Here is a 15,269-nt window from a genome sequence, read left to right as displayed (position 1 = left end):
CTCACGGTGGCGATTCTGTCACGGACATGACATAGTCTCCACAGAAACCCGACAAGGCTCTGATTCAAAGGAGAACGAGAGCCATGATTTCACGTATCGCAGGTCTGGCCGCGACTGTGGCAACGATCAGTACCCTGACCTCGGGCACCGCGGTGGCTGCGCCCCAGCCGGCCTGCCCGCCGTCGATCACCCGGCCGTGCGTCTGGCAGCAGCCGAGCACCGAGGGCGTGGTGGGCGCGGCCCGCCTCGACACGGCCGACCATACCCGGCCGACCCTGCTGCGGGTCGAGGTCCGGATCCAGCGCGCATGGGGCCGCCCCTGGGAGACGGTGGCCAGCTCCACGCTGGTCGCCAGCACCGGGACGCTCTCGCTGACCACCCCGGCCGTCCGCACCGACTACCGCACCATCGTGTGCGCCACCGGCGGCCCGGCCGACACGCCCGACCTGCACAGCACCACCTGTACGGTCTGACGCCGGGTCACCGGCGCCGGGGTGCGGCCTGGGGCGTCCGTGGGGGAGCCCTAGACCGCCCCGGTGCCGGTGAGCGAGCGGACTTCCATCTCCGCGAACCGGCCGGGGTCGGCCGGTTCGCGGGAGGTCACCGTGCCGAGCCAGCCGGCCAGGAAGCCGAGCGGGATCGACACCAGGCCCGGGTTCTCCAGCGGGAACACGTGGAAGTCCGCCCCGGGCAGCACGGCCGTGGGCACGCCGGACACCACCGGCGAGAACAGCACCAGCAGCACCGCGGGCACCAGCCCGCCGTACACCGCCCAGACCGCGCCGCGGGTGGTGAAGCGGCGCCAGAACAGGCTGTACAGCAGGGTCGGCAGGTTCGCGGAGGCGGCCACGGCGAAGGCCAGGCCGACCAGGAAGGCCACGTTCAAGCGCTGCGCGAACAGGCTGAGCACGATCGCCAGCGCGCCGATCGCCACCGCGGACCACCGGGCGGCGGACAACTCCTGACGCTCCGTCACCTTCGGCGCGGCCTCGCGGCGCCAGGCCCTGGCGTACAGGTCGTGGGCGAAGGCCGCGGAGGAGGCCAGGGTGAGCCCGGCGACGACGGCGAGGATGGTCGCGAAGGCGATCGCGGAGATCAGCGCGAAGAGCACCACCCCGCGGGTCGTCCCGGTGCCGCCGCCGAGCTCCGCCGCGAGCAGCGGCACGGCGGTGTTCCCGGCCGGATTGGCGCGCCGCACCTCCGCCGTGCCGACCAGGGCCGCGGCGCCGAGGCCCAGCACCACGGCGGTCAGGTAGAAACCGCCGATCAGGCCGATCGCCCAGATCGTGGAACGGCGGGCGGCGCGCGCGGTCGGCACGGTGTAGAAGCGGCAGACGACGTGCGGCAGCCCTGCGGTGCCGAGCACCAGGGCGAGGCCGAGGCTGAGGAAGTCCAGCCGGCTGGTGAGATCGGCCCCGTAGCGGAGCCCGGGCTGAAGGTACGCCTGCCCGGCACCGCTGCGGTCGGCGGCGGCCTGCATCAGCGCGCCGAGGTCGCCGTGGAAGCGGACCAGCACCAGGACGGTCAGCAGCAGCGAACCGGCCACCAGCAGCACGGCCTTGACGATCTGGATCCAGGTGGTCGCCCGCATGCCGCCGACCGTCACGTAGACGATCATCAGGGCGCCGACGCCGACGATCGTCCAGCTCTTCGCCGGGCCGTCGCCGGTGCCGAGCAGCAGGGCGACCAGGCTGCCCGCACCGACCATCTGCGCGATCAGGTAGAGCAGCGAGACCACCAGGCCCGCGGTGCCCGCGGCGGCCCGGACCGGCCGGGCCCGCATCCGCAGCGCCAGGACGTCGGCCAGGGTGTAGCGGCCCGCGTTGCGGACCAGCTCGGCGACCAGCATCAGCACCAGCAGCCAGGCGACCAGGAAGCCGATGCTGTAGAGCACGCCGTCGTAGCCGTACAGCGCGATCAGGCCGGTGACACCGAGGAACGAGGCCGCGGAGAGGTAGTCGCCGGAGAGGGCGAGGCCGTTCTGCAGCGGACTGAAGCCGCGGCCGCCGGCGTAGAAGTCCTCGGCGGCCCGGCCGCGGCGCCCGGCCCAGAGCGTGATCCCCAGGGTGACCAGCACGACGACGGCGAAGAGCACGACGGCGAGCCCGTGGTGGCCGGACGACCGGCCGGCCTCGGCGAGGGCGGTGCGGCCGGTCACCGGAGCCGGTCCTGGGTGTCCCAGCGCAGCTCCAGGGCGGCCCGGTCGCGGCGGGTGCGCGCGTTGCGGGCGTACAGCCAGGTGAGCAGGAAGGTCGAGGCGAACTGGCCGAGCGCGAGCAGCCAGGCGACGTTCAGCGGGCCGGCCAGCTGACGGCGCATCAGCGCCGGTGCGGCGGCCTGCGCGACCAGGTACAGCAGGTACCAGCCGAGGAAGGCCAGGGTCGCCGGGAGGACGAACCCCCGGTAGCCGCGGCGGATCCGGTCGAAGTCCTCGCTGGACTGCACCGCCAGGTACACCTCGGCCGCGTCGGATGCACCGGGTGCGCCGGGTGCTGCCGTGCCGGGCTCTGTGCCACCGGAACCTGGAGCACCGGGCAGGGGCGCGGCCTGCGTCGGCACCCCGGGGCGCCGCCGGGCGGAGGGGAGGCCCGGCAACCGGCCGGCCCACCAGTCGAAGCTCTGCTGCTGCGCCACGGACGCTCCTGGACGGGGACGCACGCGCGCGCGGCGTCCGGCTCGGCGCCGGAACCGAATCCTCCGGCCGCTGACCCGACCAGAATGGGACGGCCGTCCGCGCCTGCGCCAATCGATGAAGGAACGTTCACCCAAACTGATGAGCGGGGCAGCGGATCACGAACTCCGGGAAATTCCATGCCGATAGGCGTATGCCACGGCCTGCGCCCGGTCCCGCACCGCGGTCTTCGCGAAGAGGTTGTTGATGTGCGTCTTCACCGTGGACGGGCTGACGAACAGCTCGGCCGCGATCTCCGCGTTGGACAGCCCCTCGGCGATCAGCGCCAGCACCTCGGCCTCCCGCGCGGTGAGCCCGTCCGGCAGCCCCGCCGACCCCGGTGGCTGCGCCGACACCGGCGGCTGCGCCGACGCGGGTGGCTGCGGCGGTTTCGGGACCGGTCCGGAGAGGCTCTCCAGCAGCCGCCGCTGCACCTGCGGGGAGAGGCCGGCCGCGCCGGAACGCACGTCCGCGATCGCCCGGGCGATCTCCTCCGCCCCCGCGTCCTTGGTCAGGTAGCCGCGCGCCCCGGCCCACAGCGCCGGGAAGAGCGAGTCGTCGTCGGCATAGGTGGTGAGCACCACCACCTCCGTGCCGGGGTGCTCGGACCGGATCCGCCGGGTCGCCTCGACGCCGTCGCACCGCGGCATCCGAAGGTCCATCAGCACCACGTCCGGGGCGTGCTCGGCGACCAGGCGCACCGCCTCCTCGCCGTCGGCGGCCGCGCCCACCACCTCGATCCCCGGCAGCAGGCCCAGCAGCATCACAATGCCCTCGCGCACCACGGTCTGGTCGTCCGCGACGACCACCCTGGTCACCGGCCCCGCGCTCACGCCGGCACCCTCAGCAGCACCCGCCACCCTCCGTCCTCGGGACCGGCCGTGAGCTCCCCGCCGAGCAGTTCGGCGCGCTCCCGCATCCCCAGCAGACCGTACCCGGAACCGCTGTCGGCGAGGCCCTCCGGGGTCGCGCCGCGCGCCGGGCCGGTGTTGCGCACCTCCAGCTCGACGGCGGCCGGCAGATAGGCGAGGCGCACCGTGACCCGGCTGCCCGGGGCGTGCTTGCGCGCGTTGGTCACGGCCTCCTGCGCGACCCGGCGCACCGCGAGAGCGGCCTCGGCGGGCAGCGGCCGCGGCACGCCCTCGACGGCCAGCGCGGCCCGCTCACGGTCCGTCAGCTCCGCCAGGAAGTCGCCGACCGGGGTGAGTTCGCCGCGCAGTGCGGACAGCGCCTGCCGGGTCTCCGCCAGGCCCTCCTGCGCCATCCGGCGGGCCGCGACCACCCGCTCGCGGACCTGCGCGCGCTCCGCGCCGCCGTCCAGCATCAGCCGGGCCGCCTCCAGGTGGACGAGCTGCGCGGAGAGGCTGTGCGCCAGCACGTCGTGGATCTCCCGGGCGATCCTGGCCCGCTCGCCGAGCGCCGCGCTCTCCGCCTCGGCCGCCCGCGCCGCCCGCTCCTGCTCCAGCAGCCTGCGCTGGGTGCCGCGCGCCTCGGCGTCCAGCCGCAGCAGATAGCCGAGCAGGCCCAGCCCGGCAGCCGTGGTCAGCCCGGCGACCAGCGGCTCACCGTTCATCAGCGCGTACGAGGCGAGCGCCGCGCCGGCCACCGCCACCCCGGCGGCGAGCGGCAGCCGGACCAGCGCGACGATCCCGAGGCCGGCCCACAGCACCCCGGCCAGGGTGCCCGCGCCGCCGTCGTTCGCCAGCGCCGCGACCAGCAGCAGGCCGGCCGCGCAGGCCAGCGCCGGCCACAGGCGCCGCGCCCTGGCCGCGACGTAGAACCCGGCGAGCAGCGCGGCCGCCTGCGCCATCCAGCCGGCCGCCACGACGGCCGCCCAGCCGGTGAACCGGCCCGAGGAGAAGGTGCCCCAGGCCACCACGGCCAGCAGGACCAGCCGGCCGCCGGTGTTGATCACCTGCCGGGGCCGGGTCGACGGCTCCCGGTACGGGAAGCCGCCGGCCGGCCATCGGGTCCAGAACTCCAGCGGCACCTGTGACTCCCCGTTTCCTTCCGTGCGGATCAGAGGGCGACCCGGTCGAACCGCTGCGCCACCCGCAGCTTCAGCACCGCGCCGCGGACCAGCAGCAACCCGGCCAGCGACAGCAGCAGCACCGCGCTGCCCTGGTGCACGTGCAGGGCTCCACCGAGCAGATACCAGCCGATCCTCAGCACGATCATGCCCGCCCAGGCGGCCAGGGTGGCCCTGGTGCCCTTCGCCCAGACCGTGCCGTCGGCCTCCCCCCACAGCCGGACGGTCCACCCCCAGACGCAGCCCATGGCGAGCACGGTGCCCACCGAGCCGGCCAGGACCGCCACCGCGGCGCCCTCGTGGTCGCGGTCGACCAGCGCCGGGTCGCGCAGCGCGACCACCGCCAGGACCAGCGGCACCGGCCAGAAGCGCCGGTCGGTGTCGACCCGGCGGGCCTTCATCTGGCGGCCGACGACCAGCACGACCACCGCGACGGCGATCAGGACGTTGGCGAGGGCGGACGGGGACGGCATGGCGGGCTCCCGGAAAGAGGCTGGCTGACCTCTCCGACGCTACGGAGCCGGCCGGCCGCGCACCTCGGAGCCGGGGTCGAGATCCGGGACGCGGACGCGCCGGGGGTCCTCCACCCGCGGGTGGAGAACCCCGGTGGAGGACCCCCGGCGCGCGGTGGCCGGGCGGCCCGTCAGGCGTCGATGCGCGAGCGGTCCAGCGTCGCCGCGGAGTCCACGATGAACTCCTTGCGCGGCGCCACGTCGTTGCCCATCAGCAGGTCGAAGGTCTTCTCCGCCGCCTCCAGGTCGCCGAGGTTGATCCGGCGCAGGATGCGGTGGCGCGGGTCCATCGTGGTCTCCGCCAGCTGGTCCGCGTCCATCTCACCGAGGCCCTTGTACCGCTGCACGGGGTCCTTCCAGCGCAGCCCCTTGGACTGGAACTCCAGCAGGGTGCGGCGCAGTTCGGCGTCCGAGTAGGTGTAGTGGTACTTGTCCTGGCCGCGCTTGGGGTTGGTGAGCTCGGTCCGGTGCAGCGGCGGCACCGCGGCGAACACCCGGCCCTGCTCGACCATCGGCCGCATGTACCGCTGAAAGAGCGTCAGCAGCAGGCAGCGGATGTGCGAGCCGTCGACATCGGCGTCGGCCATGAAGATGACCCGGCCGTAGCGGGCCTGGTCGATGTCGAAGGTGCGGCCCGAACCGGCCCCTATCACCTGGATGATCGAGGCGCACTCGGCGTTCTTGAGCATGTCGGCCACCGAGGCCTTCTGCACGTTCAGGATCTTGCCGCGGATCGGCAGCAGCGCCTGGAACTCCGAGTTGCGGGCCAGCTTGGCGGTGCCCAGCGCCGAGTCGCCCTCGACGATGAACAGCTCGCTGCGCTCCACGTCGTCGCTGCGGCAGTCGGCGAGCTTGGCCGGCAGCGAGGAGGTCTCCAGCGCGGTCTTCCGGCGCTGCGCCTCCTTGTGCTGGCGGGCGGCGACCCGGGTGCGGGCGGCCGCGACGACCTTCTCCAGGACGGCCCGGGCCTGGACCTTCTCGTCCTTCTTCGCGGAGGTGAGGAAGGCCTTCAGCTCCTTGGCGACCACGGCGGCGACGATCCGGTTGGCCGCCGAGGTGCCGAGCACCTCCTTGGTCTGACCCTCGAACTGCGGCTCGGCCAGCCGGACGGTGACCACCGCGGTGAGGCCCTCCAGGGCGTCGTCCTTGGTGACGTCGTCCTCGGCGACGCGCAGCAGCTTGGCACCGCGCAGCACCTCGTTGACGGTCTTGGCGAGGGAGCGCTCGAAGCCGGTGACGTGGGTGCCGCCCTTGGGGGTGGCGATGATGTTGACGAAGGAGCGCATGGTGCTGTCGTAGCCGGCGCCCCAGCGCAGCGCGATGTCCACGCCGAGGTGGCGGGTGACCTCGGTCGGGGTCATGTGGCCGAGCTCGTCGAGGACGGGCACGGTCTCCTTGAAGTTGCCCTCACCGTGCAGCCGCAGCACGTCGCAGATCGGCTTGTCGGGGGCGAGGAACTCGCAGAACTCGGCGATGCCGCCGTCGAAGCGGAAGGTCGTCTCGTCGACCTCCTCACTCTCCGCCAGGCGCTCGTCACGGACGATGATGGTGAGGCCGGGGACGAGGAACGCGGTCTGCCGGGCGCGGGCGTGCAGGCTCTCCAGGGAGAGCCGGGCGTCCTTGAGGAAGATCTGCCGGTCGGCCCAGTAGCGGATGCGGGTGCCGGTGCGGCCGCGCGGGGCCTTGCCCTTCTTCGTCAGGCCGCTGGCCGCCTCGAACGGGGCGTCCGGGGAGAGCTCGGTGAAGTGGCCGGGCGTGCCGCGGCGGAAGCTGATCGCGTGGGTGTGGCCGCTGCGGTCGACCTCCACGTCCAGGCGGGCGGAGAGGGCGTTGACCACCGAGGCGCCGACGCCGTGCAGACCGCCGGAGGCCGCGTAGGAGCCGCCGCCGAACTTGCCGCCGGCGTGCAGCTTGGTCATCACGACCTCGACACCGGACAGGCCGGTCTTCGGCTCGACGTCGACCGGGATGCCACGGCCGTTGTCGCGGACCTCGACCGAGCCGTCCTCGTGCAGCAGGACCTCGATCCGGTCGCAGAAGCCGCCGAGGGCCTCGTCGACCGAGTTGTCGATGATCTCCCACAGGCAGTGCATCAGGCCGCGGCTGTCGGTGGACCCGATGTACATGCCCGGCCGCTTGCGGACGGCCTCCAGGCCCTCGAGGACGAGCAGGTGCCGAGCGGTGTAGTTGGAACCGTCGTCTTTCGCCAGCAGGGCGGACGGCACTGATTCGGCACTCATGCGGCGTTGCACTCCTCAATGAAGTTCTCTGACTCGTCTGCGCGGACGGCCTCTTGCCCCCGACCCGCTCTCACAGGGCGAGACGGCGGGGTGTGGCGCCCGTCGCAGCCTGTACGCGCTGCGCGAACACGACCTTGGCCGGACACCGGTGGCCGGGAGCGCCATCTCCTCCTGCCACCACGGTTCCTGGCGGAGCGTGGCACCGGGGGCAGGCTGCGGAGCTGCTGCGATGCAGGCTACCGGTGCTCGGGACGGGGCTTATGCTCCAACCCAGCAGAGGATTATGCTACGCGGACCTCGGACATCGCCTCGATCGGGCGTTCGAGAAACGCTGTACGCCGCGGGAATCGGCACGCATGAACCGCCGGGCCCCGGGGCACGTCCTCATCAACACAGCAGAATCCTCAGAGAAGAAAAGCCACGAGCGGGAACGAAATCGACCTGGTTGGATGTTCATCCTGGTACGACAGCTCGTCGAGCTAGAGAAGAGGCGACGTGACTACTGTTCTGACCCCTGCGAGCCCGCTCACCGCGGCTGACCGCTGCGACCGTTGCGGCGCCCAGGCCTACCTGCGCGTTGTCCTCGCCAGCGGCGGAGAGCTGCTCTTCTGTGCCCACCACGGCCGGAAGTTCGAGCCAGAGCTCAAGAAGATCTCTGTGGAGATACAGGACGAGACGGGCCGTCTGGGCACGACGCCCGCGACGGCCACCGAAGACGAGCGCTGAGCGCGCTCCGACGGCGATCCGGGTCCACCCGAGGCGCGGGGCCGGGCGGCAGGTCGAACGACCTGCCGCCCGGCCCCTTTCGGTACCCGCCGTCGCCATCCGTGAGCGGGCACCCACGGGCTGACACCGCGTCGGACGGTGACCGTCAGAGCGCGGAGCGTACATCGTCCGCCACCGCGGCGAGCCGGGTGTAGACCCCCGGGTGGGTCGCCTCCGCGCAGCCCGTGCCCCAGGACACCAGCCCCGCCAGCCGGCCGGCCACCACCAGCGGCCCGCCGCTGTCGCCCTGGCAGGCGTCCCGGCCGCCCTGCTCCGCCCCCGCGCACACCATGACCCGCGGGTCGTACGGGCTGTCCCCGCTCTCCGGGTAGGCGCGCGAGCACACCTCGTCCGCGACCACCGGCACCTCGACCGAGCGCAGCGTGGGCGAGTAGCTGCCGTTCCCCCGGGTGTCGCCCCAGCCGTAGACCCGGGCCGCGGTGCCCACCGCGTACGGCTCGGTCTCGCCCTGGCCGACCATGCCGATCACCGGCCGGCCCGACTGCGGCTCGGCGAGGGTGAGCACCGCCACGTCCCGCAGATTGTGGACGAAGTCGTACCCGGGGTCGATCCACACGCTGCGCACCGTGACCTCCCGGCCGTCCCGGGTGCGCAGGTCGTCACGGCCGATCACGGCCTGCAGCCCCGGCCGGTCGGCGCGGCGGCCCGTCCGCTCGTCGTAGAAGCAGTGCGCGGCAGTGACCACCTTGGTGGCCGTGACGAGCACGCCGCCGCAGAACTGCCCGGACCGGGAGCCGCCGAACTGCTGCCTGCTGGCGATGGCGACCATCCACGGGTGGTCGGTGGTGGACGAGGCCGAGCCGCCGACGATTCTGCGCTGCGCCTCGGCGGGGCCGGCCGCGCCGAGCACCGCCAGCGAGGCGGGGAGGGAGGCCAGCAGCGCCGCGGCCACCGCGCGGCGGGCTGCGGCCGTCCGGCTCGGGTTGCTGCGGAGGTCAAGGCGGCGGGGCCGAAGGGCGTGGGCGTCCAGGGAGGGCACCGGGTCTCCAAGCTGGCTCGACGACAGACAACCGGCACAGCGTAGTCGAGCGGTCACCTTACGTGGCGTCAGCCGGCGCGCAGCCACCCGTACGAGCGATGCCGGCGGCCGGGCGGCTGACGGCCGCCCGGGAACGCCGGGCGTCCGGGAGCAGCGGGTGTCCGGGAGCGGCGGGTGCCGCGTCCGGGAATGCGAAAGGGGCCCGGAGCGCAGTGCTCCGGGCCCCTTCGGGCAACTGGATCAGTCCAGGTAGTCGCGCAGGACCTGCGAACGCGACGGGTGGCGCAGCTTCGACATGGTCTTGGACTCGATCTGGCGGATGCGCTCACGGGTGACCCCGTAGACCTTGCCGATCTCGTCCAGCGTCTTCGGCTGACCGTCCGTCAGGCCGAAGCGCATGGAGACGACGCCCGCCTCGCGCTCGGACAGGGTGTCCAGCACGGAGTGCAGCTGCTCCTGGAGCAGGGTGAAGGAGACCGCGTCGGCCGGGACGACCGCCTCGGAGTCCTCGATCAGGTCACCGAACTCGCTGTCGCCGTCCTCGCCGAGCGGGGTGTGCAGCGAGATCGGCTCGCGACCGTACTTCTGGACCTCGATGACCTTCTCGGGGGTCATGTCGAGTTCCTTGGCCAGCTCCTCCGGGGTGGGCTCGCGGCCCAGGTCCTGGAGCATCTGGCGCTGGACGCGGGCCAGCTTGTTGATGACCTCGACCATGTGCACCGGGATGCGAATGGTGCGGGCCTGGTCGGCCATGGCGCGGGTGATCGCCTGCCGGATCCACCAGGTGGCGTAGGTCGAGAACTTGTAGCCCTTGGTGTAGTCGAACTTCTCGACCGCGCGGATCAGACCGAGGTTGCCCTCCTGGATCAGGTCCAGGAAGAGCATGCCGCGGCCGGTGTAGCGCTTGGCCAGCGAGACCACGAGGCGGAGGTTGGCCTCCAGCAGGTGGTTCTTGGCGCGGCGGCCGTCCTCGGCGATGATCTCCAGCTCGCGCTTGAGCTTCGGCGCCAGCTTGTCGGCCTGGCTCAGCTTGTCCTCGGCGAACAGGCCGGCCTCGATGCGCTTGGCGAGCTCGACCTCCTGCTCGGCGTTGAGCAGCGGGACCTTGCCGATCTGCTTGAGGTAGTCCTTGACCGGGTCGGCGGTGGCACCGGCGACGGCGACCTGCTGGGCGGGCGCGTCGTCCTCGTCGTCGTCGGAGAGGACGAAGCCCTCCGACTCCTCCTCCGGGGCGTCGCCGGACTCGGTGGCCTTGTCGGCCGGGGCCGCCGCGTCCTCGAGCAGTTCCTCCTCGCCGAGCAGTTCCTCGTCGCCCTTGCCCCCCTTGCCTGCGGCGGTCTTCTTGGCGGCGGTCTTCTTGGCGGGGGCGGCGGTCTTCTTGGCCGCGGCCTTCTTCGCCGGGGCGGCGGCCTTCTTCGCGGCCGGCTTGGCCTCGACGGAGACGGTCTCGACCACCGAGGCCTCGGACACCGACGCCACCACGGCCGCAGCGGCCACGGGGGTCGCCGGCGTGGCTGCGGGTGCGATGCGCACCGGCGGCTTGGCCGGGGCGGCCGGGGTCCGAGTGGTGACCGTCTTGGTCGCGGTGCGCTTGGTGGTGCTCTTGGCCGCAACGCTCTTGCGCTTGGAGCCGGCCGGTTCGGCCGCACTGACCATGAGGTCCACTCCTTCCTCAATCAGCACCTGGTTGAGGCTGCGCATGACGTTCTTCCACTTGGTGACCGGGATCTGGTCCGCCTCGAAGGCCTGACGCACGTCGTCACCGGCAATCTGCCCCTGGGCCTTGCCCCGCTCGATGAGCGCGAGCAGAGCTGCGGACTCGGCGATCTCGGGGGGGAGCGAACGGGATGTGCTGGCCGACACGAACAACCTCTCGGACGATGAGTGGACTCGAACCCGTACCCGACCGTACGAGAGGACGGAAGACGATCACGCACGATCACGTGCGAGGTCGGCTCCGACCGGCTCGGACTTGAGGACGAGGACTGGGTTTGCGGGACGGCAGCAGCGCCGCAGACCAACACAGCATTCTGACATGGTGGTGGTATTCCGGAGCTGCTTCCGCTCCGTACACATCGCTGCCACCCCTCAAGTGTTACGCATCCCGTTCGTGGCGCGGGTCACACCGCCGGCGGAACCTCCGCCGGCCCCCTCGCCCGCCGGGCGGCACGGCCCTCCGGACGCCCGGGGGGACGGGTCGGCGGCGGTAGGAGGGGCCGTGCGGCGGCGGGGCCGGAGGGGTCCTGCGGGCGTTGTGCGAAGGCCGTCCGAAGGCTTTTCGGAAACCGTCCGTAGGCCGTCCGTAGGCCGTCCGGAGGCTGTCCGGGGCGGCTGCGCGAGGCCGGGCTCGTCGCTCGGCCGCGCGCACGGACTCGCGCACGGACCTCGCGCACGGTACCCCCACTCGCGCTCAGCGGCTCGCGCTCAGTGCTCGCGCGGGGCCGGGACGGCGTGCTCGATGTCGGGATGGACGGTGAGCAGCGCCCGGATCGCCGTCTCGGCGGCGGTGCCGTCACCGGTGCCGAGGGCGTCGACCAGGCGGACGTGCAGGCTGATCGCTGCGTCCGAAGGACGCTCGCAGGTCGAGCCGGGACCGCCGGAGACCTGCAGGGCACAGGAGACGATGCCGGACAGGTGCTCCAGCATGCGGTTACCGGCCATCTGCAGCAGCAGGCCGTGCAGCTCGGCGTCGGCCCTGGCGTAGCCGAGCCCGTCACCCTGGGTGGCGGCGTGCGCCATGATCTCGGTCAGCTCGACCAGCCGGTGCTGGACGTCCTCGCGGCCGTGGCCGGCGGCGAGTCGGGCGGCCAGCGGCTCGATCGCCCAGCGCAGCTCGAACAGCTCGCGGCGCTGCTCGTCGCGCTGGGGGCCGAAGGCGCGCCACTCGATGATGTCCGGGTCGAGGAGGTTCCAGTCGCTGACCGGGCGGACCCGGGTGCCGACGTTCGGCCGGGCGCTGACCAGGCCCTTGGCCTCCAGCACGCGCAGGGACTCGCGGACGACGGTGCGGGACACCTCGAACCGCTGGCCGATCTCCTCCGGGACGAGCGGGCGGTCGGCACCGAGGTCACCGGCGACGATCATCTGACCGAGCTGCTGGACCAGCTGGCCGTGCAGGCCGCGACCGCGGCTGCTGGTGGTCTTGCGGCCGGCCCGGGCGAGGTCGGACTCGGCGCCCTCCCAGCGGGGGGCGGGCGGGACGGGCCGTTCGGCGTAGGGGAAGCGGTCGAGGTCGGCGGCGGCGATCGGGTCGGCCGAACGGGCGGTGGTCATGGCGGGGTGCGCAAGGGTACTCACACGTTCCTTTGTCGGCGATCGCCCCACCCGGCTTGAGGATTCTCGTGAAAAGCACACGAAAGGGTGATCGTCTGCGGCTGGATCATTGACTTCTTATCAGGCAGACCGTCCACTTCCGATCACTTGGACACCTCCTGTTGCACCTCCGCCGGCCGGCGGAGGACGGATCCTCACAGCTCACGACGCCTGAGCTGGACGGCGACGGCCGCCCCCAGCCCCAGCGCGGGCGGCACCAGCAGCAGCGCGAGCAGCAACGGGAGCGGCAGCTGCAGGACGTCGGCCACGGCCCGCCCGTCGCGGACATGCAGCCGCTCCAGCCCGCTGTGCAGCGGCAGCAGCGTCTCCAGGTCCCGGACGGCAGGCAGCAGGGCAGGCCCACCGGGGCCCGTCCGGCGCAGCAGCAGGCCCGCGAAGAGCTCCCCCGGCACGGCGAGCGCCCCTACCAGCACCAGACCGGCCGTCGCCTGCCGCACCAGGGAGGTGGCGACCAGGCCGACCCACGCGGCCAGCACCACCAGGGCGGCGAACAGCCCCAGCGGGCGGGCGGCCGCGGCGGCCGTGTGCAGGGCCTGGGCGGTGCGGACCGCCTGGAGTGCGTCGCCGGCCGGGGTCGCGTGCGGGAGAAGTGCGCCGGCGTCCACGCCCGCGGGCAGGGCCAGCCACACCACTGCGGCATTCACGACGACGACGGCGGCGGTCAGCAGCAGTACGGCTCCGGCGAGCACCAGCAACTTGGCCAGCAGCAGCGCCACCCGACGCGACAGCGTGACCCGGGAGGCCGGCAGCCCGGGGTGGACGGCCTCGTGCGCGTACGAGAGCGCGCCGAGCAGGCACGCCCCGAGCGCCGCCACCGGCAGCGGCAGGACCGGGACGACGGCGGCGACCGCCCGCAGCGCGGCCGCCGCCGACAGCGGGCCCTCCGGTTGCTGCCGGACCGTGACGGCGGCCACCGCCGCGCCCGCGAGCAGGACGGCGGCCGCGATCAGCCAGGTCGACCGCAGGCCGCGCAGGCGCCGTACCTCGTACGACAGCGCGTGGTACGGCAGTGCGTGGTACGGCGGTGCGTTCACGGGGCCTCGCTCCGGTGGTACTCCCCGTCGGCCGACGGGCGGGAGGGCGGGTTCGGGCCCGACTCGGGGTCTGTGCCCATGCGGGGGCTACAGCTCCGGTCGGGGAGCAGGTCCGGCTCGGGGCTACGACTCGGGTCGGGGTTCGGGTGTGTGCCGGGCGCCGTCCGTGCGGGGAGGCCGGGCTCCGGCCGCACCTGCGGGACGGACGGGACGGACGGGACCGGGGAGGAGGCGACCACGGGAGGGAGTGGCCTGGTCGGCGGATCCTCCTCGGGTGGCCGGCCGGACCGGGTCGGCGTGGCCGCAGGCACAGGCGCGAACGGGGACGGTGCCGGCACGGACCGCAGTGGGGTGGTGCGGGAGCCGACGGTCGGGGCGCCGACGGTGGGCAGTCCGCCCGGACGGTGCCGGGCGGTCGTCGGCACGCCGTCCGCAGGGGAAGGAGGTGCCGGGGCATGCGGCATCGGGGTGTGCGGGAACGGGGTGCGGTGCAGCCGGACGACCTCGCCCGAGCGGCCGGAGCCGGCGGGCAGGACGGGGTGCGGCAGCGGCCGTCCGACCGCCCGGTCCGCGAGCTCGTGGAGCAGGATGCCGTGCCGGTGGGCGAGTTCGCCGATCTCGGCGCGGACGAGGCCGCCGACCGCGATGGCCGACCGGCCGTCCGGGCGGACCCGTGCGCCCCGGGCGAGGAGCAGGTCGGCGAGCCGGGCCATCTGAGGGCCGCGGACCACCACCTCGGGACGGAGCCGGGTGCCGCGGAATTCCGCCGCACCCTGATCGGCCGCCTGGCGTCCCCGCACCAGGGTGATCACCCGGTCGGCGAGTGCGCCGGCCTCCTGCGGGGAGCGGGTGGTGAGCAGCACCGTGCCGCCCGCGGCGGCGAAGGAGCGGAGGAAGGAGTGCAGCCACTCGGTGCCGCGCGGTGAGAGGCCGGCCGTCGGGGCGTCCAGCAGCAGCGCCCGGGGATCACCGAGCAGTGCCGTGGCCAGGGCGAGCCGCCGGTTCATGCCCGGGGAGAAGGTGCGCAGCCGGTGGCCGGCGACTCCGGCGAGCCGGGTCTGCTCCAGCAGGTCGTCGGCGCGGCGCGGCGGTACGCCGATCGCGGCGGCGAGCATCCGCAGATGGTCGGCCGCCCTCCGTCCGGGGTGGCCGGGACAGGCGGCTCCGGTGTCCGGCAGCAGGCCGACCAAGGTCTCGGGGCGGTGCAGCCTGCGGTAGGTGCGGCCGTCGAACAGGGCCGCGCCGCGGCCGCGTTCGAGTTCGACCATGAGGCGGATCGCAGTGGTCTTGCCCGCGCCCTCGTCGCCGAGCAGGGCGGTGACCGTGCCCGGACGGGTGTCGAAGGTCAGGTCCAGCAGCGCCGGCGGTCCGTTCCGCCGGTGGACCTTGGTCAGTCCGGTGATCTGGATCATCGCTGCCTGCTGCTCCCATGCCTCGGCCGACCGGGTGGCGCCGGCCGTGGGGAGCGCGGCGCTCCGCGTGCCCGCGCCAGCACACTAGGCCCCGGCGGGGAGGAATCCGGGCATTGCGGATGCCAGTGGGGAGCGCGCCTGCCGACCCCACTCGATCAGGTGACGGGATGGGGCTGCTGACCGATCGTCAGTGCGGGTTCGGAGCGAGGCGTGCAGGCCGGGGTCCCGGCCCTGGGCCTGGATCGTGGGCCGTGCTCGCGGGTCGGTCAGGCC

The 15,269-nt window shown here is 73.4% G+C and carries 13 protein-coding genes; 2 read left to right on the top strand and 11 right to left on the bottom strand.

Annotation, left to right across the window (positions count from 1 at the left end; genetic code table 11):
* Positions 1–83 precede the first annotated feature (83 nt).
* Entirely contained in the window at positions 84–473 is a 390-nt protein-coding gene (locus tag AB0P35_RS17660; protein ID WP_144298600.1) for a hypothetical protein, read from the top strand.
* Positions 474–523: 50 nt separating this feature from the next.
* On the opposite strand, the gene AB0P35_RS17655 is transcribed toward AB0P35_RS17660, so the two are convergent.
* The 6 genes from AB0P35_RS17655 to AB0P35_RS17630 all read right to left on the bottom strand — a co-directional run bounded on the left by AB0P35_RS17655 (position 524) and on the right by AB0P35_RS17630 (position 7,452).
* Positions 524–2,158, bottom strand: a complete 1,635-nt coding sequence (locus AB0P35_RS17655; protein ID WP_363511576.1) for a cation acetate symporter — start codon at positions 2,156–2,158, stop codon at positions 524–526.
* Entirely contained in the window at positions 2,155–2,634 is a 480-nt protein-coding gene (locus tag AB0P35_RS17650) for a DUF485 domain-containing protein (RefSeq protein WP_363511574.1), read from the bottom strand. Before AB0P35_RS17650 ends, AB0P35_RS17655 begins: the two co-directional genes overlap by 4 nt.
* 156 nt (positions 2,635–2,790) lie before the next feature.
* Positions 2,791–3,504 (bottom strand): response regulator transcription factor, encoded by a 714-nt coding sequence (locus AB0P35_RS17645; protein WP_363511572.1) that lies wholly within the window; start codon positions 3,502–3,504, stop codon positions 2,791–2,793.
* Positions 3,501–4,661: a histidine kinase gene (locus AB0P35_RS17640; protein ID WP_363511570.1), complete on the bottom strand. Its 1,161-nt coding sequence runs from the start codon at positions 4,659–4,661 to the stop codon at positions 3,501–3,503. Before AB0P35_RS17640 ends, AB0P35_RS17645 begins: the two co-directional genes overlap by 4 nt.
* Positions 4,662–4,690: 29 nt before the next feature.
* On the bottom strand, positions 4,691–5,173 hold the full coding sequence (locus tag AB0P35_RS17635; RefSeq protein ID WP_363511568.1) for a DUF1453 domain-containing protein: 483 nt from the start codon (positions 5,171–5,173) through the stop codon (positions 4,691–4,693).
* Between the two features lie 170 nt (positions 5,174–5,343).
* The gene (locus AB0P35_RS17630) at positions 5,344–7,452 is read right to left on the bottom strand and encodes a DNA topoisomerase IV subunit B (RefSeq protein ID WP_363511566.1); all 2,109 of its coding nucleotides are present in this window, start codon (positions 7,450–7,452) and stop codon (positions 5,344–5,346) included.
* 495 nt (positions 7,453–7,947) lie between these two features.
* On the opposite strand from AB0P35_RS17630, the gene AB0P35_RS17625 reads away from it, so the two are divergent.
* Positions 7,948–8,178 (top strand): hypothetical protein, encoded by a 231-nt coding sequence (locus AB0P35_RS17625; RefSeq protein ID WP_095872878.1) that lies wholly within the window; start codon positions 7,948–7,950, stop codon positions 8,176–8,178.
* A 145-nt stretch (positions 8,179–8,323) separates the two neighbouring features.
* Here the strand turns inward: AB0P35_RS17625 and AB0P35_RS17620 are convergent, their stop codons facing one another.
* The 5 genes from AB0P35_RS17620 to AB0P35_RS17600 form a co-directional block, all read right to left on the bottom strand.
* Positions 8,324–9,217 (bottom strand): serine protease, encoded by an 894-nt coding sequence (locus tag AB0P35_RS17620; RefSeq protein WP_363511564.1) that lies wholly within the window; start codon positions 9,215–9,217, stop codon positions 8,324–8,326.
* Positions 9,218–9,457: 240 nt separating this feature from the next.
* Entirely contained in the window at positions 9,458–11,080 is a 1,623-nt protein-coding gene (locus AB0P35_RS17615) for an RNA polymerase sigma factor (RefSeq protein WP_363511562.1), read from the bottom strand.
* A 561-nt stretch (positions 11,081–11,641) separates the two neighbouring features.
* On the bottom strand, positions 11,642–12,514 hold the full coding sequence (locus AB0P35_RS17610; protein WP_363511560.1) for an FCD domain-containing protein: 873 nt from the start codon (positions 12,512–12,514) through the stop codon (positions 11,642–11,644).
* Between the two features lie 170 nt (positions 12,515–12,684).
* Positions 12,685–13,584, bottom strand: a complete 900-nt coding sequence (locus AB0P35_RS17605; protein ID WP_363511558.1) for a hypothetical protein — start codon at positions 13,582–13,584, stop codon at positions 12,685–12,687.
* Positions 13,581–14,996 carry an ATP-binding cassette domain-containing protein gene (locus tag AB0P35_RS17600; protein WP_363511556.1) on the bottom strand — a complete coding sequence of 472 codons (1,416 nt, stop codon included), beginning with the start codon at positions 14,994–14,996 and terminating at the stop codon, positions 13,581–13,583. Before AB0P35_RS17600 ends, AB0P35_RS17605 begins: the two co-directional genes overlap by 4 nt.
* Positions 14,997–15,269: the final 273 nt, after the last annotated feature.

It is taken from the genome of Kitasatospora sp. NPDC085879, from assembly GCF_040686255.1.
GTDB lineage: Bacteria > Actinomycetota > Actinomycetes > Streptomycetales > Streptomycetaceae > Kitasatospora.
The sequence above is the reverse complement of the archived record's forward strand: the minus strand, read 5'-3'. Positions and strand labels throughout refer to the sequence as shown.

Coding starts and splice junctions, on each gene's coding strand:
- AB0P35_RS17660 (WP_144298600.1), top strand. CDS start 84: ATGATTTCACGTATCGCAGGTCTGGCCGCGACTGTGGCAACGATCAGT.
- AB0P35_RS17635 (WP_363511568.1), bottom strand. CDS start 5,173: ATGCCGTCCCCGTCCGCCCTCGCCAACGTCCTGATCGCCGTCGCGGTG.
- AB0P35_RS17630 (WP_363511566.1), bottom strand. CDS start 7,452: ATGAGTGCCGAATCAGTGCCGTCCGCCCTGCTGGCGAAAGACGACGGT.
- AB0P35_RS17600 (WP_363511556.1), bottom strand. CDS start 14,996: ATGATCCAGATCACCGGACTGACCAAGGTCCACCGGCGGAACGGACCG.